This window comes from Spirillospora sp. NPDC047279, assembly GCF_040643285.1.
Lineage (GTDB): Bacteria > Actinomycetota > Actinomycetes > Streptosporangiales > Streptosporangiaceae > Spirillospora.
The window spans coordinates 346,342-364,350 of the sequence record NZ_JBEYUA010000001.1; the positions used below are offsets into that span (position 1 = coordinate 346,342).

General features: G+C 72.3%; 18 protein-coding genes. 12 read left to right on the forward strand and 6 right to left on the reverse strand.

Annotated elements, in window-relative coordinates:
• Positions 1-23: 23 nt before the first annotated feature.
• The gene (locus tag ABZ810_RS01700; protein ID WP_358397868.1) at positions 24-923 is read right to left on the reverse strand and encodes a LysR family transcriptional regulator; all 900 of its coding nucleotides are present in this window, start codon (positions 921-923) and stop codon (positions 24-26) included.
• Between the two features lie 179 nt (positions 924-1,102).
• Here ABZ810_RS01700 and ABZ810_RS01705 point away from each other — a divergent pair, with 179 nt between their 5' ends.
• On the forward strand, positions 1,103-2,713 hold the full coding sequence (locus tag ABZ810_RS01705) for a DASS family sodium-coupled anion symporter (protein WP_358397870.1): 1,611 nt from the start codon (positions 1,103-1,105) through the stop codon (positions 2,711-2,713).
• 89 nt (positions 2,714-2,802) lie between these two features.
• On the opposite strand, the gene ABZ810_RS01710 is transcribed toward ABZ810_RS01705, so the two are convergent.
• Positions 2,803-3,024, reverse strand: coding sequence for a hypothetical protein (locus tag ABZ810_RS01710; protein ID WP_358397872.1), 222 nt, complete (start codon positions 3,022-3,024; stop codon positions 2,803-2,805).
• A 234-nt stretch (positions 3,025-3,258) separates the two neighbouring features.
• On the opposite strand from ABZ810_RS01710, the gene eccCb reads away from it, so the two are divergent.
• The 3 genes from eccCb (at position 3,259) to ABZ810_RS01725 (ending at position 7,468) form a co-directional block, all read left to right on the forward strand.
• Positions 3,259-6,708 (forward strand): type VII secretion protein EccCb, encoded by a 3,450-nt coding sequence (gene eccCb / locus ABZ810_RS01715; protein ID WP_358397875.1) that lies wholly within the window; start codon positions 3,259-3,261, stop codon positions 6,706-6,708.
• A 42-nt stretch (positions 6,709-6,750) separates the two neighbouring features.
• Complete coding sequence (locus ABZ810_RS01720) at positions 6,751-6,990, forward strand: EF-hand domain-containing protein (RefSeq protein ID WP_358397876.1); 240 nt, start codon at positions 6,751-6,753, stop codon at positions 6,988-6,990.
• A 115-nt stretch (positions 6,991-7,105) separates the two neighbouring features.
• The gene (locus ABZ810_RS01725) at positions 7,106-7,468 is read left to right on the forward strand and encodes a BlaI/MecI/CopY family transcriptional regulator (protein ID WP_358397877.1); all 363 of its coding nucleotides are present in this window, start codon (positions 7,106-7,108) and stop codon (positions 7,466-7,468) included.
• Between the two features lie 39 nt (positions 7,469-7,507).
• Here ABZ810_RS01725 and ABZ810_RS01730 read toward each other — a convergent pair whose 3' ends face one another.
• Complete coding sequence (locus ABZ810_RS01730; protein WP_358397879.1) at positions 7,508-7,744, reverse strand: hypothetical protein; 237 nt, start codon at positions 7,742-7,744, stop codon at positions 7,508-7,510.
• Positions 7,745-7,773: 29 nt separating this feature from the next.
• Positions 7,774-8,553: a phytanoyl-CoA dioxygenase family protein gene (locus ABZ810_RS01735; protein WP_358397882.1), complete on the reverse strand. Its 780-nt coding sequence runs from the start codon at positions 8,551-8,553 to the stop codon at positions 7,774-7,776.
• 94 nt (positions 8,554-8,647) lie between these two features.
• On the opposite strand from ABZ810_RS01735, the gene ABZ810_RS01740 reads away from it, so the two are divergent.
• Positions 8,648-9,508 (forward strand): AraC family transcriptional regulator, encoded by an 861-nt coding sequence (locus ABZ810_RS01740; protein ID WP_358397884.1) that lies wholly within the window; start codon positions 8,648-8,650, stop codon positions 9,506-9,508.
• Positions 9,509-9,516: 8 nt separating this feature from the next.
• Here ABZ810_RS01740 and ABZ810_RS01745 read toward each other — a convergent pair whose 3' ends face one another.
• A complete protein-coding gene (locus ABZ810_RS01745; RefSeq protein WP_358397887.1) occupies positions 9,517-9,882 on the reverse strand; it encodes a DoxX family protein in 366 nt (121 codons plus the stop codon).
• 106 nt (positions 9,883-9,988) lie between these two features.
• On the opposite strand from ABZ810_RS01745, the gene ABZ810_RS01750 reads away from it, so the two are divergent.
• Positions 9,989-10,414 carry a helix-turn-helix domain-containing protein gene (locus ABZ810_RS01750; RefSeq protein ID WP_358397889.1) on the forward strand — a complete coding sequence of 142 codons (426 nt, stop codon included), beginning with the start codon at positions 9,989-9,991 and terminating at the stop codon, positions 10,412-10,414.
• 149 nt (positions 10,415-10,563) lie between these two features.
• On the forward strand, positions 10,564-11,544 hold the full coding sequence (locus ABZ810_RS01755) for a hypothetical protein (RefSeq protein ID WP_358397891.1): 981 nt from the start codon (positions 10,564-10,566) through the stop codon (positions 11,542-11,544).
• A 27-nt stretch (positions 11,545-11,571) separates the two neighbouring features.
• On the opposite strand, the gene ABZ810_RS01760 is transcribed toward ABZ810_RS01755, so the two are convergent.
• A complete protein-coding gene (locus ABZ810_RS01760) occupies positions 11,572-12,492 on the reverse strand; it encodes an NADP-dependent oxidoreductase (protein ID WP_358397893.1) in 921 nt (306 codons plus the stop codon).
• 157 nt (positions 12,493-12,649) lie between these two features.
• Between ABZ810_RS01760 and ABZ810_RS01765 the strand changes: the two genes are divergently transcribed.
• The 5 genes from ABZ810_RS01765 (at position 12,650) to helR (ending at position 17,983) form a co-directional block, all read left to right on the forward strand.
• Entirely contained in the window at positions 12,650-13,585 is a 936-nt protein-coding gene (locus ABZ810_RS01765) for an aliphatic sulfonate ABC transporter substrate-binding protein (protein ID WP_358397896.1), read from the forward strand.
• The gene (locus tag ABZ810_RS01770; RefSeq protein ID WP_358397898.1) at positions 13,582-14,340 is read left to right on the forward strand and encodes an ABC transporter permease; all 759 of its coding nucleotides are present in this window, start codon (positions 13,582-13,584) and stop codon (positions 14,338-14,340) included. The genes ABZ810_RS01765 and ABZ810_RS01770 overlap by 4 nt, the downstream gene beginning before the upstream one ends.
• Positions 14,313-15,035, forward strand: a complete 723-nt coding sequence (locus tag ABZ810_RS01775) for an ABC transporter ATP-binding protein (RefSeq protein WP_358397899.1) — start codon at positions 14,313-14,315, stop codon at positions 15,033-15,035. The genes ABZ810_RS01770 and ABZ810_RS01775 overlap by 28 nt, the downstream gene beginning before the upstream one ends.
• Positions 15,036-15,111: 76 nt before the next feature.
• Complete coding sequence (locus tag ABZ810_RS01780) at positions 15,112-15,651, forward strand: hypothetical protein (protein ID WP_358397901.1); 540 nt, start codon at positions 15,112-15,114, stop codon at positions 15,649-15,651.
• Between the two features lie 121 nt (positions 15,652-15,772).
• Positions 15,773-17,983, forward strand: a complete 2,211-nt coding sequence (helR, locus tag ABZ810_RS01785; RefSeq protein WP_358397903.1) for an RNA polymerase recycling motor ATPase HelR — start codon at positions 15,773-15,775, stop codon at positions 17,981-17,983.
• Positions 17,984-18,009 lie beyond the last annotated feature (26 nt).

Genomic DNA, 18,009 nt, shown 5'->3' on the forward strand with positions numbered 1-18,009 from the left:
TCGGTGAACGTCCGCCCGAACGCTCAGCGGTAGCTCCTGGCGGCCGGGTCGACGGCCAGCGCCGTCGCCAGGAACTCCCCCGCGGCCGGGCTCAGCCAGCCCTTCCGGCTCACCATGCACAGGCGTATCGACGCGGGCGGGTCCAGGTCGAGGACCACCGCGCCCGCGCGCAGGGCCAGCGGGCGCCACGCCTCGGCGAGGACGCCGACCCCGACGCCCTTGAGGACGAGCGGCAGGATCGCCTCGCGGTGCTCGGTCTGCACCGCGATCGACAGGTCGACGCCCGACGCCCGGATCTCCTCGACCAGCCGGCGGATGGCGGTGCCCCGCTCGCCGACGATCAGGCGTTGCCCGGCGAGGCGTTCGCGCGGCAGCGGCGGACCGGCGCTGAACGGCCCGTCCGGCGGGGAGATCAGCACGAGCCGCTGCTCCTCGACCAGGTGGACGTCGACCTCCGAGGTGGCGGGCGGATCCGTCGCCGACAGCAGCCCGAGCTCGGTCACGCCCTGGCGGACGGCGTCGACGACGGCCTCGGGCACCGGCGCGTCCTTCAGGACGACCTCCACCCCGGGGTGCCGCCCGGCGAAGGCGTGGATCATGCTGCTGAGCGGCTCGACCGCCGGTGAGGGCATCGACGCGATCGTGACGCGGCCGGTCCGCATGCCCCGCGCGGCGCTCACGCTCTCGCGGGCGACCTCCAGGCTGCGGACGGCCTGCCGGGCGGGCCCGATCAGCGCGTTCCCCGCCTCCGTCAGGACGACCCGGCGGCCGATGCGGTGGAAGAGCGGGTTGCCGAGGTCCTTCTCCAGCTGGCGGATGGCCTGCGACAACGACGGCTGCGCGATGAACAGGGCGGCGGCCGCCCGGTTGAAGCCCCCGTGGTCGACGACGGCGAGGAAGTACTCCAGCTGCCGGACGTCCACGGGGCGGCTCCTTCCGTCCTGCCTGCGGGCGGGCCTCCGGGCCGGCCCACGGACGGACCTATAGGCAGAGCCTCTTACCCAAGTAGTGAACCCGTCTTGATTCAGGGGATGACGGGGGCGCTGGTGTGACGGACATTACAGGAACGACCCAATGAGTCGACGTGCCGAGGAGTGGTCCGGTGACCTCCGACGAGACCGTACCCGCCAACAAGACGGACGTTTCCAAGGCCCTGCTGACCCACGCGACCTACCGCAGCCTCGGTGAACAACGGCTCTCGCCGGCCGAGGAACGTTTCGAACGGGGACGCCGGACGACCGGGCTGTGGCTGGCGCCGCTGGTGTCGGCCGTCTTCCTGATCCTGCCCCTGGACATGCCCCCGACCCAGCAGACGCTCGCCGGGATCCTGCTCGGCGTGATCGTCCTGTGGGTGACCGAGCCGGTGCCGATCCCGGTCGGCGGCCTCATCGGCGTCAGCGCGATCGTGCTCTTCGGCGTGGTGCCGGCGGCGGACGCGCTCGAACCGTTCGGCTCGACGACGATCTTCACGTTCATCGGCGCGTTCATCCTCGCCCAGGCGATGCTCAAACACGGCGTCGCGCGGCGGTTCGCGTTCTTCATCCTGTCGCTGCCCGGCGTCGGCCGTTCCACGTTCCGGACGATCGTCGCGTTCGGCCTGGTCACCTGCCTGCTGTCGGCGTTCGTGTCCAACACCGCGACGGTCGCGATGTTGCTGCCGACCGCGCTCGGCATCCTCACGGTCATCGCCAAGCTGCTCCAGGACCGCGAGCTAGTCGCCCCGGACTTCGACCCGGCCCGGCTGCGGGTCGGCGCGGCCCTCGTGCTGATGCTCGCGTACGGGGCCAGCGTCGGCGGGCTCCTCACCCCGGTCGGCAGCCCGCCCAACCTCATCGGCCGCGGGCTGATCGAGGAGGCCACCGGCGAGAAGATCTCGTTCGCCCAGTGGATGGTGACCGCCCTGCCGCTCTGCGCCGCGATGTTCGTCGTCCTCGTGGTGGTCCTGCTGCTGCTCAACAAGCCCGAGATCCGGCACATCGAGGGCGTGGAGGAGTACGTACGGGAGGAACGCGCCGCGCTCGGCCCGCTGTCCCGCGCCGAGATCAACACTCTGATCGCGTTCGGCGTGACCGTCGCCCTCTGGATCTTCCCGGGCGTCGTCGCGCTCGTCGCCGGCACCGACTCGTCGGTCTACGACACGATCAGCGGCCGGCTCAACGAGGGCATCGTCGCCGTGCTCGGCGCGTCGCTGCTCTTCCTGCTCCCGACCAACTGGGGACGCCGCGAGGCCACCCTCAACTGGAGCGACGCCGCCCGCATCGACTGGGGCACCATCCTGCTGTTCGGCACCGGCATCATCTTCGGCGCGCTGCTGGAGGACACCGGCCTGGCCAAGACCATCGGCAACGAGGCCTCCGACGCCCTCGGCCTGTCGAGCCTGTTCGCCATCACGGCCTTCGCCGCGGTGCTCGCGATCGTCATCTCGGAGACCACCAGCAACACCGCGTCGGCGGCCGTCGTCGTCCCGATCATCATCCCGATCGCGACGGCGGCGGGCGTCGATCCCTTCGTCCCCGCGCTGGCGGCCACGTTCGCGGCCTCGTTCGGCTTCATGCTGCCGGTCTCGACCCCGCAGAACGCCATCGCGTACGGGTCCGGCGTGGTGCCGATCACCACCATGGTCCGGTCCGGGTTCGTCTTCGACATCCTCGGCGCCATCCTGATCATCCTCGGCCTGCCGTTGATGGTCGCCCTCACCGGCATCGGCCCGTAGAACGCGGGCGGGCGGCCGCCTCCCCGTGAGGGAGGCGGCCGCCGTTCGCGAGCCGGCGTGCCGGGGCGGCCGCCGTTCACCCGCGGTGGCTAACCGCGGAGCACGGTCTCCCAGACGACCTGGATCCCGACCCAGATCACGAAGCGGGCGAACTCCAGGATCGTGCGGATCCGCCAGTACCGGTCGGCCGCCGGGCTCTGGTCGTCCATGGGGCTCTGGTCGGCCATGGGACTCTGGCCGTTCGCCGGGCTCCGGCCGTTCGCGGGGCCGGTCCCGGTCTCCTGGCGCCTGGCGATGGGACGCGTGTTCATGAGCGCTTACCTGTCCTTCCCGCCGCGGCAGGGGGTCGTCCCGGTCGCGGCAGGGACAACGGAACAGGGGCCGCGCGGGTGGCCGGAAGGCCGCCGGACAAGGTCGCTCCGGACCGGGCCGAGGCCCGGCTGGAACGGGACACACGCCCTCCGGATCGGGCCGATCAGCCGCCGGTCGGCGGCCACTCCCCGTACGCTGGCGGACATTGTCGGACATCGTCAGCCGGGGGCCGTGTGATCGACGAGGGGGATGCTCCGCGTACCGACGACCTCGTGCCGTCCCTGGGCTCGGTGTCGTGCCGGGAGGACCTCGCCGAGGTCCTCAACCACCTGTTCGCCCGCGCGGACGTCTCGATCCGCGGCCTGGAGGCGCGCACGTGCGAGGCGCGGACGCCCCTGACCAGGTCCACGATCTCGGACATGCTCCTGGGCCGCAGGTTCCCGCGGAAGGTCGTCTTCACCGCGTTCCTCCGGGAGTGCGGTGTTCCGGAGGCGCAGCTCGGTCCCTGGACGCTGGCCTGGCAGAACATCGCCGGCGCGGAGAAGCGGCGGCCGCAGGGCGAGGGCATCGACCTCGACAGGCTGCGCGAACGGGTGCTCGGCGAGATGCGGGAGCACGCCGCGGAGATCCTCGACCAGGCCCGCGAGCAGGCCCGCGAGGAGGCGGCCGCCATCATCGCCGAGGCCCGCGAGCAGGCCGTCACCGCGGCGCGCGCGGCGGCGGTCGCCGCGGCCAGGGAACAGACGGCCACGATCATCGACGAGGCCCGCCGGATGGCGAGCTCCATCATCACCGAGGCCGAGCACAACGCCCGGCGGATGATGTCGGCCGCGGCCGTCCACGCCCCGCCGGCCTCCGTCCCGCCGGCGATCGTGCCGGGCCAGGGCATCGCCGGCTCGCCGCCCGTGCTCAGCTTCCCGCCCGGCGCCGGCGCGGGCGCCCAGCCGCCGGGGCCGCCCGTCCAGCCGGCCTGGTCGGCCGAACGTGACCGGCTGCGCGCCGAGAACGCGGCGCTGAGGGCCGACTTCGACGCCGCCATGCGCAAGCAGATCCTGGCGGGCGAACCCGTGACCCTCACCCGCCTGCTCGGCATCGACGACCCGCACGCCATCGATCCCGCCGCGCTCTGGCGCCCGCGGTCGGGCGCCGACCTCCTCCGGGTGCCGGTCGGCGTGGACGCCGAGGGCGAGGTGGTCGCCCTCGACATCAAGGAGTCGGCGCAGGACGGCATGGGGCCGCACGGCCTCTGCATCGGCGCCACCGGCTCCGGCAAGTCCGAGCTGCTGCGCACGCTGGTGCTCGGCCTGGCGCTGACGCACTCGTCCGAGCAGCTCAACCTCGTGCTCGTCGACTTCAAGGGCGGCGCGACGTTCGCGGGCATGGAGCGCCTCTCGCATGTCGCCGCCGTCATCACCAACCTCCAGGACGACCTCCCCCTGGTCGACCGCATGTACGCGGCGCTGGAGGGCGAGCTGGTCCGGCGCCAGGAGCACCTGCGCTCCAGCGGCAACTTCGCCTCCCTGCGCGACTACGACAAGGCGCGCAGGCACAAGCACGACCTGCCGCCGATGCCGACCCTGTTCATCGTGCTGGACGAGTTCACCGAGCTGCTCACGTCCAAGCCCGAGTTCGCCGACCTGTTCGTGATGATCGGCAGGATCGGCCGGTCCCTGGGCGTGCATCTCCTGCTGGCCTCGCAGCGCCTGGAGGAGGGCAAGCTGCGCGGCCTGGAGACCCATCTCTCCTACCGCATCGGGCTGCGGACCTTCTCCGCGATGGAGTCCCGCGTCGTCCTGGGAGCGCCGGACGCCTACGAGCTGCCGTCGGCGCCGGGCCACGGCTACATGAAGGTCGGCACCGAGCCGATGGCGTGGTTCCGCGCGGCCTTCGTCTCGAGCCCGGTGAGCCCTGCCGCGAACTCCACAGCGCACCCGGCGGCGGCTTCTTCCGGGGAGACACGCGCGGCCTCCGGCGTGGAGACGCTGTTCGACGTCATCATCCGGCGGCTGGAGGGGCACGGCCCGCCGGCCCGCCAGATCTGGCTGCCCCCGCTGGACGAGCCGCCGACCCTCGACCGGCTGCTCCCCGACCTGGCGGTGACCCCGGAGCACGGGCTCATCGCGGCACATCCGGACCTGCGCGGCAGGCTGACCGCTCTCGCCGGCGTCGTGGACCTCCCGTTCGAACAGAAGCGCGTCCCGTACCTGCTGGACCTGTCCGGCGCGGCGGGGAACGCCGGTCTCGTGGGCGGGCCGCAGAGCGGCAAGTCGACCCTCGTCCGCACCCTGATCTCCTCGCTGGCGCTCACGCACACGCCGGCCGAGGTCCAGTTCTACTGCCTGGACTTCGGCGGCGGCACGCTCCGGTCGTTCCGGGACCTGCCCCATGTCGGCGGCGTCGCCAACCGCCTGGAGGCCGACCGGGTGCGCCGGACGGTCGCCGAGGTCGTCGCGCTGCTGGAGCGCCGCGAGCGGGAGTTCGCCGAGCGCGGCATCGAGTCGATCCGCGCCTACCGGGACCTGCCCGACGGTGACGGCCGTGGTGACGTGTTCCTGGTGGTGGACGGGTGGGGGACGCTCCGCCAGGACTACGAGGGCCTCGAACCGGTCATCACCGACCTGGCCGCGCGCGGCCTCGGCTACGGCGTCCACGTGATCGCCTCGGCGCTCAAGTGGTCGGAGTTCCGCCTCGGCATCCGCGACCTGTTCGGGACGAGGGTCGAGCTCAAGCTGGGCGACCCGTTCGAGTCGGAGATCGACCGCAGGGTGGCCGCCGCGGTCCCCGCGAACAGGCCGGGCCGCGGCCTGACCCGGGACAGGGCGCACTTCCTCGCGGCCCTGCCCCGGATCGACGGCGGCGACCACCCGCTCGGGACGGGCCCCACCGGCATGATCAATGCGGTCAGGGACGCCTGGAAGGGGCGGCCGGAGGCCCTGCGGGTGCGCATGTTGCCGGCCGTTCTCCCCGGCTCCGAGCTTCCCGGCCCGGACGGGACCGGGACGCGGATCTCGATCGGGATCGACGAGGACGCCCTTCAGCCCGTCCACCTCGACTTCTCCACGGACCCGCACTTCCTGGTCGTCGGCGACAACGAGTGCGGCAAGTCCAACCTGCTCAAGCTGATCACCCAGGGCGTCATCGACCGCCACACCCCGCAGGAGGCCCGGATGGTCTTCCTCGACTACCGGCGCTCGTTGCTGGACCACGCCGACACCGATCACCGCATCGGCTACGCCGCCTCCGCCTCCGCCGCCGCGTCCCTGGTCAAGGACGTGGCGGGAGCGCTCAAGGACCGGCTCCCGCCGGCCGATCTCACCCCCGGCCAGCTGCGCGACAGGTCGTGGTGGAGCGGCGCCGACCTCTACCTGGTGATCGACGACTACGACCTGGTGGCCACGTCCAGCAACCCCGTGACCCAGCTCGCCGAGCTGCTGCCGCAGGCGCGCGACATCGGCCTGCACGTGATCGTGTCCCGGTCCTCCGGCGGTGCCGGCCGCGGCATGTACGACCCGGTCCTGCAGCGCATCAAGGAGATGGGCTCGCCCGGCCTGCTGATGTCCGGCAACAAGGACGAGGGCGTTCTGCTGGGAGACCTCAAGGGCCGCCCGCTACCGGCCGGCCGCGGCACGCTGTGGGAACGGCGGCGCGGGGCGCGCCTCATCCAGACCGCGCTGGTCGGCTGACGTTACGATCGTGGACCACTCTCACCTCTGGGGAAGGGAATCATGTCGGATCAGTACGAAGTGGTGTTCGCCCGCTACGACACCGATGGGGACGGCCGGCTCACCGTGGACGAGGTGACCGCGGCGATCGCCGGGATGTTCCCGGAAGCCGAGGTGGACGACCTGTCCGGGCTCGTCAAGGCGCTGTTCGCCGAGTACGACACCGACGGCGACGGGTTGTTGTCGGTGACCGAGTTCGTGCCGCTGGCGGAGAACCTTCCGGAGCTCGACTCCACGGACTGATCCGCGCCCGTCGAACTGCGACACGTGTGGTAACAACGGTGGTGCGCGGCACCGTCGCCGTCGCCGATCGATCGGGAACCGGACGTCCGCCGCCCGGGGGCACGGAGGTGAGGGCGTGAGCCGCAGGTCGCTGGGGCAGCTGGAGGCCGAGGTGCTCGCCGCGCTCGCCGCGTGCGGCGGCAGCGCGGGCACCTCGGACCTGCTGGGACGGCTGTCGGGCGATCCCGCGTACACCACGGTCAACACCATCCTGTTCCGGCTGCTCGACAAGGGCCTGGTCACCCGGACCCGCGAGGGCCGGCACTTCCGCTACGAGCTCATCGTCGACGAGTCGGAGCTGGTGGCCGACCGCATGCACGACCACCTGCGCCGGGCCAACGACCCCGGCAGCGTCCTCAGCCGGTTCGTCGAGACGCTGAGCGCGGACGAGGTGCGCAGCCTCCGCGAGATCCTGCGTCCGCCGGGGGAGCGCGCGTGAACTGGTTCACGTTCCTGCCGCTCGCGCTCATGCCGGCGATCAGCGGGGCGCTCGGGCGGTCGCCCGCACGATCGCCAAGGTCGCGCTCGCGCAACCTTCCGGGCCCGCCCCCCGTTTCGCCGGTTCCGGCGTCGTCGAGCGGGTCAGCGCGCTGCTCGGCGGCCCGCCCGCCAAGAACGCGGTCAGCGGCCCCCTGCTCCTGGTCGGCAACGGCTTCGTCACCACGTCGCTGACCGGGATCACGCTCCAGCTCGACCACGCCGCGTCGTCGATCATCCTCCCGATCCTCATGCTTCAGTGACGTCTCAGGCCCACGGGCGCGGGAAGTCCTCGCCGTCGAGCCGGCTTCCCGGCGTGAGGCCGAGACCGTCGGTCACGGGATGGGCGGCGCCGCTGTAGGCGGTGTCCGCGTCGATGTAGATGGTGACGTGCGCCAGCCGGGCCGTTCCGGTCCGGTTCGGCAGCGCCATGTGCCCGGTGTACCCGCTGTGGAACGTGCAGTCGCCGGCCCGCAGCGGGAGGGTGACGCGAGGCGCCCAGCGCAGCGACGGGTCGGCCGCGAACAGGTCCTCCGCGTCGTGCAGGTCCTGCGAACGCAGGCCGGTCCGGTGCTGGGTGCCGGGGAGGAAGGTCATGCACCCCCGTTCCGGCGGCACGTCGACCAGCGCGATCCAGGCGGAGAGGGGCAGCCGGTCGCCGGCGTGCGGCCAGTACGGGCGGTCCTGGTGGAACTCCGTGGCGGTGTCGCTGTGCGGTTCCTTGACCAGCATCTGGTCGTGCCAGAGCCGCAGCGGGAACCCGGCGAGCCGTTCGGCGATCCGTCCCAGCCGCCGGTCCAGCGTGAGGTCGCGCAGCGTCGGGTCCCGCCGCCAGACGTTCACCAGCTGGCTGAAGGTCGCGCCGGTCTCCAGGCTCTCCGCGCGATGGGTCTCCAGGTAGTCCTCGGCCGCGGCCCTGAACCGCTCGATCTCGCCCTGGTCCAGGACACCGCGGACTCGGACGAAGCCGTCCTGGCGGTACGCGTCGACGAGCTGCTGCGAGACCCGGCCATCGGCGTCGAGGTCGGTGTCCGCTGGGGCGTTCATCATGGGATCTCCATCCGTGGGGATGAGCCCAGCCTCAAGGGGAGGGGCCGCGGCGGGCTAGGCCGATCCCGGCGAAGACTCGTACGATCCCGACATGGTCGTCACCCTGCACGAGCACGAGCTGTTCACCGACGGCCCGGTCTGGGGCGGCCTCCACCATCTGTCCACCGGCATCGAGCCGCACACCCACGACTTCCTCGAGATCGCGATCATCGGGCCGGGCGGCGGAACGCACGTGACCAGCGTCGGCGAACGCCCGTTGCGGCACGGCGACGCGATCGTGGTGCGCCCCGGCGCGTGGCACGCGTTCACCGGCTGCGCGGGGCTCACCGTGGCCAACTGCTGCCTGTCCGCGCACGCTCTCCGGGCCGAGCTCTACCGGCTGCCCCTGCTGCGCCGCCTGTTGTGGACCGACCCCGTGTCCAACGGCGCCCGCGGCGTGGCGGTCCGGTCCCTCGATCCGCCGGACGCGGACGAGGCCATCGAGCAGATCGCGCGGCTCCAGCGGGACCTGCGCGCCGGCCGGCGGCGGCCCGGCCGGATGCTCGGCCACCTGATCACCGTGCTGGGCATCATGGCCGACAGCGAGGAGCCCGAGGCCGACGCCCTCGAATCCACCGTGCACCCCGCGGTCGCCGAGACCATCGAACGCCTCGAAGCGGCACCCTCCGACCAGTGGCGGCTGGACGACCTCGCCCGGGCCGTCAACCTCGACCCCGCCTATCTCGGACGGCTGTTCGGGCAGTACACCGGCCTCACCCCGCTCGGCTTCCTGGCCCGCGTGAGAGCCGAGCGGGCGGCGGCGCTGCTGGTGAACTCCACCCTGCCGGTCGCCCGGGTCGGCGCCGCCGTCGGCTGGCCCGACCCGACCTACTTCGCCCGCCGCTTCAAGCACCTGGTGGGCCTGACCCCCACCGAATACCGGCACCGCAACAGACCCATCACGCGGACCTGACCACGGCCTCAGAGCCAGGTGGTGCCGAGCCACGCCGCCGCCGCGGCGGCCACCAGCAGGGCGATGTTCAGCCCGATCACCTTGGTCTCCCCGCGGGACACGTGCACCACGATGCCCCCGACCTGGATCAGGACGAGCCCGATCGCCGCGGCGATGGCCAGCCAGGCCGCGATGCCGGTCAGCGGCGGCAGGACCAGCCCGATCGCGCCGAGGACCTCCAGCGTCCCGATGAGCCTGACGGCGGGCATGGGGACACGGTCGACCCATCCCATCATCGGCTGGAGCTGCTCCTGGCTCTGCAGGACCTTCTTGCCGCCGGCGTAGAGGTAGAACACCGCCAGCAGCACGGCGACGATCCAGTAGGCGACGTCCATTGAGGCTCCTTGCAGGATGGTTACCAGGAGTAAGTTGCCCCATCATGGGTCACGGTCGGGGGACGTACAAAAGGCACACGCGTGTGCCCGAGGCAGTGGGAGCGGTATGTCGGAGTACGAGCACACCTGCATGATCAGGGGAGACGGCGGGCGCACGATCCGCGCCGTGCTGGACCGGATCTGCGACAAGTGGACCCTGCTGATCGTCACGACCCTCGACCAGGGCCGCCTGCGCTTCACCGACCTGCAACGGCAGATCCCCGGCATCTCGCAGCGCATGCTGACCCTGACCCTCCGGAACCTGGAGCGTGACGGCCTGGTGTCCCGGACCGCGTACGCGGAGGTCCCGCCGCGGGTCGAGTACGCGCTGACCACCACCGGAAAGAGCCTCATCCAGCCGGCGCTCGCCCTCGCCGGCTGGGCGATCGAGCACATCGCCGAGATCGAGGCCAGCCGAGCCGCCTACACGGCCCGCCCCGACCGCGCCACCGGCCGCCCCGGCCGCGCCGCCTCCGGCGGCCAGGACGGCTGAACCCTGCCGTCGGCCGTGAATCGCCGCATTTCACGCCGCCGGGCCCCGGTCATGACGAGATCGACAGCGCGGACAACTGATCGTCGGATTCCCGGGCCACAGGCGGACCCGAAGGCGTAAGTGCTGATCACTTGGGTAGCCGTTCGGGTGTGACCTCACTGTGGAAGGGCCTGGTGCGCGGCGCCGTGGCCGGTGCCGCCGGGACGACGGCGTTGAACGCGACGACCGAGGCGGACATGGCGGTACGGGGCCGTCCGGCGAGCAGCGTCCCGGCCATCGTGGCGGACCGGCTGGCCGGACGGGCCGGGCTGAACGTGCCGGGGGCGGGCGTCCAGCGCGACAACCGGCTGGAAGGGCTGGGGGCGCTGAGCGGCGGTTTCACCGGGGTCGCCGTGGGAGCGCTGGCGGGGGGCCTGCGCGCCGCCGGGATCCGGCTGCCGACCGTCATCGGCGGGCCGCTGCTCGGTGCCGCGGCGATGGCGGCGACCGACCTGGCGATCAGCCGGCTCAAGGTCTCCGATCCGCGGACGTGGGGCGCCGCGGACTGGGCGTCCGACGCGATCCCTCACCTGGTCTACGGGCTGGCCACGCACGCGACGCTCACCGCGCTCTTCCGCGCGGACGAGGACCTGGACTCAGGAGGCCCGACCGTCGAACGCCCCGCGCGTTCGGAGCTGGTGCGCGCCGCCGCCCTCGGAGCGGCGACGGGATGTCGTTCCTCGGCGGGATTCACCGCACTCGCGCTGCGTTCCGACCGCACCGATCCGGGTGTGGCGGGACGCCTCGCTCATCCCGCGGGCAAAACGCTGACCGGGCTGATGTCGGCGACCGAGCTCGGCGTGGACAAACACCCCGCCACGCCTGCTCGTGTCAGCCCGCAGGGGCTGGTGCCCCGGCTGGCGTTCGCGGCGGCGGCCGGCAAAGCCGTCGCCCGCCGCGACGGCGTCAGGGGCGGGACGTCCGCGCTGCTGGCGGCGACGGCCGCGGCCGGGTCGGCGACGGCGGGATTCCGGCTGCGAGGCGTCGCGGCCCGCCGGTTCGGCTCCGACCTGCCCGGGGCCTTCATCGAGGACGCGGCCACCGCGTTCCTCGGCTGGTTCGGCACCCGCCGACCTCGCAGGACCGCATAACGTCCGGAGGTCGCGGGAGCCTTGTGACTAGGGGACGATGACCAGCTTGCCGCGGGTGTGGCCGGTGCGGCTGGCGTCGAAGGCCTCGCCGACCCGTTCGAGCGGGTAGGTCTCGGCCACCTCCACCGTGAGGGCGCCGCGGTCGGCGAGCGCGCCCAGCTCGGCGAGCCTGGCGCCGTCGGGACGCACCCAGATCCAGTGGCCGCCGTGGCGCTCCACCGTGTCGTCGGCGACCGACACGTGCCGGCCGCCCTCGGCGAGCACCGCCAGGGTGGTGTCGAGGGCGCCTCCCGCGAAGTCGGCCACGGCCGTGACCCCGTCCGGGGCGGCGTCGCGGATCCGGTCGATCTCACCGTCCCCGTAGGCGACGGGTTCGGCGCCCAGCCGCCGCAGGTAGTCGTGGTTGCGCTCGGAGGCGGTGCCGATGACGCGGGCGCCCCGTTCGCGGCCGATCTGCACGGCGAAACCGCCGACGCCCCCGGAGGCCCCGTGCACGAGCAGCACGTCGCCCGCGCCCACGTCGAGCCGGTCCAGGCTGCGCTGCGCGGTCATGCCCGCCAGCGGAAGGGCGGCGGCCTGCTCCCAGCCGAGGGCCGCGGGCCGGTGCGCGACCGAGGTCGCCGCCACCGCGACGTACTGGGCGAACGTCCCGCCGTGCACGACGTCCTTGCGCGCGTAGGCCATGACCTCGTCGCCGGGCGCGAACTCCGGGGTGTCGGGGCCGAGCGCCCGGACGACGCCCGCGACGTCCCAGCCGGGGATGACCGGGAACACCGCGTCCATCATCCCGTCGAGGCCGCCCGCCATGACCTTCCAGTCGACCGGATTGACGCCGGCCGCGCGCACCTCGATCAGCACCTGCCCGGGCCCGACCTTGGGATCGGGCGCCTCACCGGCCGTCAGGCGCGAGTTGTCCTTGGCATACGAGTCGTAGGTGACAGCACGCATGACCACCACGATAGGGCGTCGGAATGTCACGCTCCGCCCCGGGTCCGCGACCGTCCGGCGTCGACCGTGGCAGTAAATCCCTACTATGCCTATACAAAAAGTAGGTTTTAGGTGATACTTGCGGCCGTTTGTTGCGTTTCACTAGAGGAGACCCCCCATGCGCCGCATCATCGCGTTCTTCGGCGTGCTCGCCCTTGCCGGCAGCCTCGCGGCCTGCGGGGGAGGTGAGAAGAAGGCCGACAAGGACCGGCTGCGCGTCGGCTACCAGCGCTTCGGCGGGCTCAGCCTGGTCAAGGCCAAGGGGGCGGCCCCGAAGGCCACCTGGTCGCTGTTCGAGAGCGGCCCGGCGCTGACCGAGGCGCTCAAGGCCGGCGCCATCGACATCGGCCAGGTGGGCGAGGCCCCACCGATCTTCGCCGCGGCCGGCGGCACCAAGTTCAAGATCATCGCCACCTCGGCGCCGGTGCCCAAGGGCGAGGCCGTCCTGGTCAAGGAGAAGAGCGGGTTCACCTCGTTCAAGGACCTCAAGGGCAAGAAGGTCGCGCTCAACAAGGGCTCGAACGTCAACTGGCTGCTGGTCAAGCTGCTCGAGGCCAACGGCATGAAGATCAGCGACATCGAGGTCCGGTACCTCAAGCCGGCCGAGGCCCGGCCCGCGTTCGACAACGACCAGGTCGACGCCTGGATCATCTGGGACCCGTACTTCGCGCTCGCCGAGAAGCCGGGCGTGAAGGTCCTCGCCGACGCCAGCGGCCTCGCCCACAACCGCGAGTACCTGCTGGTGTCGCCCGACGCCCTGAAGGAGAAGCCCGACCTGATCCGCGAGTACCTGAAGGTCTACCGCGAGGTCACCGACTGGGGCATCGCCAACCCCGACGACCGGGTCACGCTGCTCGCCCCCGAGCTGAAGATCCCCGAGGACGTCGCCCGCCGCGCCCTCGCCCGCAGCGCGCAGCCGCTCGCGCCGGTGGACGCCACGATCGGCGGCGAGATCCAGCAGATCGCGGACGGGTTCACCGACCTCGAGCTCATCCCCCGGAAGGTCGACGTCAAGAGCCTGATCGACCCGAGCTACTCGGACCTGCTGAAGTGAGGTTCAGGCCACGGAGGCTGATCACTCCGATCGTGCTCGTCGCCGCCTGGGAGGGCGCGGCCCGGGCGGGCGTCATCCCGCCCGACAAGCTCCCCGCGCCGAGCCTGGTCGCGGAGGCGGCCTGGCAGCTGTCCCTGGACGGATCGCTCGGCCGGCACCTGCTGGAGTCGGTGGAACGGGCCGTCATCGGGCTCCTCATCGGCGGCTCGCTCGCCCTCGTCCTCGGCTCGGTCGCCGGGTTGCTGCGGATCGGGGACGACCTCGTCGACCCGCCCGTGCAGGCCGCCCGGATGTTGCCGCACCTCGGGCTCGTCCCGCTGCTGATCATCTGGGTGGGCATCGGCGAGTCGCTGAAGATCTCGCTCGTGGCGCTGGGCGCGTTCTTCCCGATCTACCTCAACACCTACGCCGGCATCCGCGACATCGACGAGAGGCTGGTCGAGGCCGCCCGGACCTGCGGCCTCACCCAGCTCGAACGTATCCGGCACGTCGTGCTCCCGGGCGCGATGCCGTCCCTGTTCCTCGGCCTGCGGCTGGCGTTCGCCGCGGGCTGGCTCAGCCTCGTCGTCGGCGAGCAGGTCAACGGGCAGAGCGGGCTGGGCTTCATGATGATGGAGGCCCGCGACTTCAGCCAGACGGAGGTCGTCGTCCTCGGCCTGCTCGTGTACGCCTCCCTCGGCCTGCTGTCCGACCTGGCGTTGCGCACCGCCGAAAGGAGAGTGTTGTCATGGCGTCGCGGCCTCCAGGCGTCGTAGCCGCCACCGGGATCCGCCGGGCCTTCGGCGAGGCGACGGTCCTGGACGGTGTCGACCTGCGGATCGGGCAGGGCGAGGTCGTCGCCCTGCTCGGCGCCAGCGGGTCGGGCAAGAGCACGCTCCTGCGGATCCTGGCGGGGATCGACGAGGAGGCGTCGGGCGAGTTCACGACCGCCGGGTCGAAGGCCGTGGTGTTCCAGGAGCACCGGCTGCTGCCGTGGAAACGGGTGGCCGACAACGTGGCGCTGGGCGTCCGCGGGCAGGACACCCGGGAACGCGCGGCGACCGCGCTCGAAGAGGTGGGCCTGGCCGACCGCGGCCGCGCGTGGCCCTCGGAGCTGTCCGGCGGGCAGTCCCAGCGGGTCGCGTTCGCCCGTGCCCTGGTCCGCGAGCCGGACCTGCTGCTGCTGGACGAGCCGTTCGGCGCGCTCGACGCGCTGACCAGGCTGAAGATGCAGGCCCTGTTCGGCAGGCTGCGCGCCAAGCACGGCTTCGCCGCCCTGCTGGTCACCCACGACGTCGAGGAGGCGCTGCTGCTCTCCGACCGGCTCCTCGTCCTGGACGGCGGCCGCATCGCCGAGGAGATCGAGGTCGATCTCGGCCATCCGCGCTCCGTCGACTCCCCGGGCTTCAGCGACCTCCGCCGCAAGCTGCTCGCCCTCCTCCACGTCCCGGCCGGCCCCGAGGAGCCCTGACCGCCGCCAAGGCCGCCGCCAGTGCCGCCGCCGCTGCGGGTGCCGTATGTCGGTGGAGGCCTCTACGGTTGCCGCCATGGCGAACCGTTCCTACCTCTACGCGGCCGACTCCCTGCCCACGGACGAGGCGAGCCCCCGGCCCGTGCGATGCGTCTCCGAGCACAACTGGAGCGTCCCGCTGGCGCACCACCTGCTGGCAGGGCGCGCACCGGCCGTCGTCCCGTCCATGATCTGGAACGGGCCGCTGGGCGTGGCCGCCGACTTCGCCGGCGGAGCCGAGCTGCTCACCGGCCTGCTGCGGGTGGTCGGCGAAGGGGAGGTGCCCGACCGGGGCGAGTTCGACGCGATGGTGACGAAGACCGTCGCGCACCTGGAGGAGCAGAAGAGCAGCCACTTCCTGCTGGAGACGGGCGAGATCGTCTCGCTGGGCGGGGACGAGCCGCAGGCGGCGGTCGAGGATCTGGTGCGGTACGACATCCCGTCGTCGGTGGCCCGGGCCGAGGCGGCGATCAGGGGCGAGGAGCCGGACTGGCTGAGCTCGCTGCGCCGGGACTGGCCCGAGCACTTCGGCTCGTTCTACGCCACGTCCTTGTACTTCTCTTTCCCGGACGAATAGGGGGAGCACCCACCCCTCTCCACTCTCAACGTATAGCGCACCGGGGGCCTTGCCACAAGGCCCCGGTCGTGCCGCAGAATCATCGGCCGGAGCCAGAACCTGCGGAAACGGGGTATGTGGAATGCGAACGGCGTACGGATCGCGCGGGGGGAACGGGGATGCGGGAGTGCGCTTGACCACCGGTGCGTTCGACCTGCCCGAAAACCTCGCCGCCAAGGCCGACCCGGCGCTGGTCGCCGGCGACGAGAAACACTTCGCGGCGATCGCGGAGAGCCTCGAGCAGGCGATCGCGGACGTGTCCGGGCGTCTCGACGCCGAGCGCAGGGCGCCCGGTGGCAGCGGCCAGGCGGCGCTGGAGCGGGACCTGGAGATCTACCGGCTGGCCGCCCGCCTGCGCACCCTGCGCAGGTTCGGCATGGACCTCTGCCTCGGGCGCATCGTCGCCGCGGACGACTCCGAGCCCGTGTACGTCGGGCGCCTCGGCCTCACCGACAACACCGGCCGACGGCTGCTGCTCGACTGGCGTTCTCCCGCGGCGGAGCCGTTCTTCGGCGCGACCCACGCCAGGCCGATGGGGCTGGTGAGCCGCCGCCGGTACCGCTGGACGGGCGGCCGGATCAGCGACTACTGGGACGAGGTGTTCACCCCGGACGGGCTCGAAGGGCACGCCGCGCTCGACGACCAGTCCGCCTTCATCGCCAGCCTCGGCGGCCACAGGTCGAGCCGGATGCGCGACGTGCTCGGCACCATCCAGGCCGACCAGGACGCCATCATCCGGGCCGGATCGCGCGGCGCCCTCGTCGTCGACGGAGGCCCGGGAACCGGCAAGACGGTCGTCGCCCTGCACCGTTCCGCCTACCTGCTCTACTCGGACCCGCGCCTCGGTCATCGCCGGGGCGGGGTGTTGTTCGTCGGCCCGCATCAGCCCTACCTGGCCTACGTGTCCGACGTCCTCCCCAGCCTCGGCGAGGAGGGGGTGCAGACCTGCACCCTGCGGGACCTCCTGCCCGAAGGGGCCGCGGCGGCGCCCGAGCCCGACCCGGACGTGGCCCTGCTGAAGTCCTCGGCCGGCATGGTGAAGGCGATCGAGAAGGCCGTCAGGTTCTACGAGAACCCGCCCGCCAAGGGGATGACGGTCACGACGCCCTGGGCCGACATCTGGCTGAGCGCCGACGAATGGGCCGAGGCGTTCCGGGCGCCGGATCCCGGCACCCCGCACAACGAGGCGCGCGACCACGTCCTGGAGGAGCTGCTCACGATCCTCACCGACAAGCACGACGGTGAGGTCCCGCCCGACCTGCTCCGCAAGTCCCTGCTGCGCGACCGGGAGCTCCTCATGGCCCTCAACCGGGCCTGGCCGATGATCGAGCCGGCCGACCTCGTCGGAGATCTGTGGTCGGTCCCCGCCTACCTGCGGATGTGCGCGCCCTGGCTGAGCCCTGACGACGTCCGGAGACTCCAGCGTGCGGACGCCCGGGCCTGGACGGTCTCGGACCTGCCGCTGCTGGACGCGGCCCGGCAGCGGCTCGGCGACCCGGAGGCCTCACGCCGCAAGCGCCGGCAGGAGGCCTCCCTCGCCGCCCAGCGCGAACGCATGGCGCAGGTCGTCGACAACCTCGTCCAGGCGGCGGCCGACTCCGGCGCCGACGGTGACGACGGCGACGGCCTGGTGTCGATGTTGCGGGTCCAGGACGCCAAGAACACCCTGGTCGACGAGAGCGAGCTGCCCACCGCGCCGCCGGACCTGCTCGCCGGCCCGTTCGCGCACATCGTCGTGGACGAGGCGCAGGAGCTCACCGACGCCGAATGGCAGATGTTGCTGGTCCGCTGCCCGTCCCGGAGCTTCACCATCGTGGGCGACCGTGCCCAGGCCAGGCACGGGTTCACCGAGTCGTGGCGGGAACGGCTCGAACGTGTCGGGTTCGACCGCATCGACCTGGCCTCCCTGAGCATCAACTACCGGACGCCCGAGGAGGTCATGACGGAGGCCGAGCCGGTCATCAGGGCCGCGCTCCCGGACGCCAACGTGCCGACGTCCATCCGGAGCAGCGGCATCCCCGTGACCCGCGGATCCGTCGCGGAGCTGGGCCCGATCCTCGACGCCTGGCTCGCCGGGAACGCCGACGGGGTCGCCTGCGTCATCGGCGATCCCACGTTCGAGGAGAGGGCCCGGGTCCGGTCGCTGACCCCGGAGCTGGCCAAGGGCCTGGAGTTCGACCTGGTCGTCCTCGTCGATCCGGAGGCGTTCGGCGACGGCATCGAAGGGGCGGTCGACCGGTACGTCGCGATGACCAGGGCGACCCGGCGGCTCGTCATCCTCACGAGCTCCTGACGTCCTGCCGGTGGGCCTCGTTCTGG

What these genes read in the sequence shown, in the direction of transcription:
- ABZ810_RS01710 (WP_358397872.1), bottom strand. Translation starts at nt 3,024, where the DNA reads ATGAACACGCGTCCCATCGCCAGGCGCCAGGAGACCGGGACCGGCCCC.
- ABZ810_RS01720 (WP_358397876.1), top strand. Translation starts at nt 6,751, where the DNA reads ATGTCGGATCAGTACGAAGTGGTGTTCGCCCGCTACGACACCGATGGG.
- ABZ810_RS01730 (WP_358397879.1), bottom strand. Translation starts at nt 7,744, where the DNA reads ATGATCGACGACGCGGCGTGGTCGAGCTGGAGCGTGATCCCGGTCAGC.
- ABZ810_RS01735 (WP_358397882.1), bottom strand. Translation starts at nt 8,553, where the DNA reads ATGAACGCCCCAGCGGACACCGACCTCGACGCCGATGGCCGGGTCTCG.
- ABZ810_RS01740 (WP_358397884.1), top strand. Translation starts at nt 8,648, where the DNA reads ATGGTCGTCACCCTGCACGAGCACGAGCTGTTCACCGACGGCCCGGTC.
- ABZ810_RS01745 (WP_358397887.1), bottom strand. Translation starts at nt 9,882, where the DNA reads ATGGACGTCGCCTACTGGATCGTCGCCGTGCTGCTGGCGGTGTTCTAC.
- ABZ810_RS01750 (WP_358397889.1), top strand. Translation starts at nt 9,989, where the DNA reads ATGTCGGAGTACGAGCACACCTGCATGATCAGGGGAGACGGCGGGCGC.
- ABZ810_RS01760 (WP_358397893.1), bottom strand. Translation starts at nt 12,492, where the DNA reads ATGCGTGCTGTCACCTACGACTCGTATGCCAAGGACAACTCGCGCCTG.
- ABZ810_RS01765 (WP_358397896.1), top strand. Translation starts at nt 12,650, where the DNA reads ATGCGCCGCATCATCGCGTTCTTCGGCGTGCTCGCCCTTGCCGGCAGC.
- ABZ810_RS01775 (WP_358397899.1), top strand. Translation starts at nt 14,313, where the DNA reads ATGGCGTCGCGGCCTCCAGGCGTCGTAGCCGCCACCGGGATCCGCCGG.
- ABZ810_RS01780 (WP_358397901.1), top strand. Translation starts at nt 15,112, where the DNA reads ATGGCGAACCGTTCCTACCTCTACGCGGCCGACTCCCTGCCCACGGAC.
- helR (WP_358397903.1), top strand. Translation starts at nt 15,773, where the DNA reads ATGCGAACGGCGTACGGATCGCGCGGGGGGAACGGGGATGCGGGAGTG.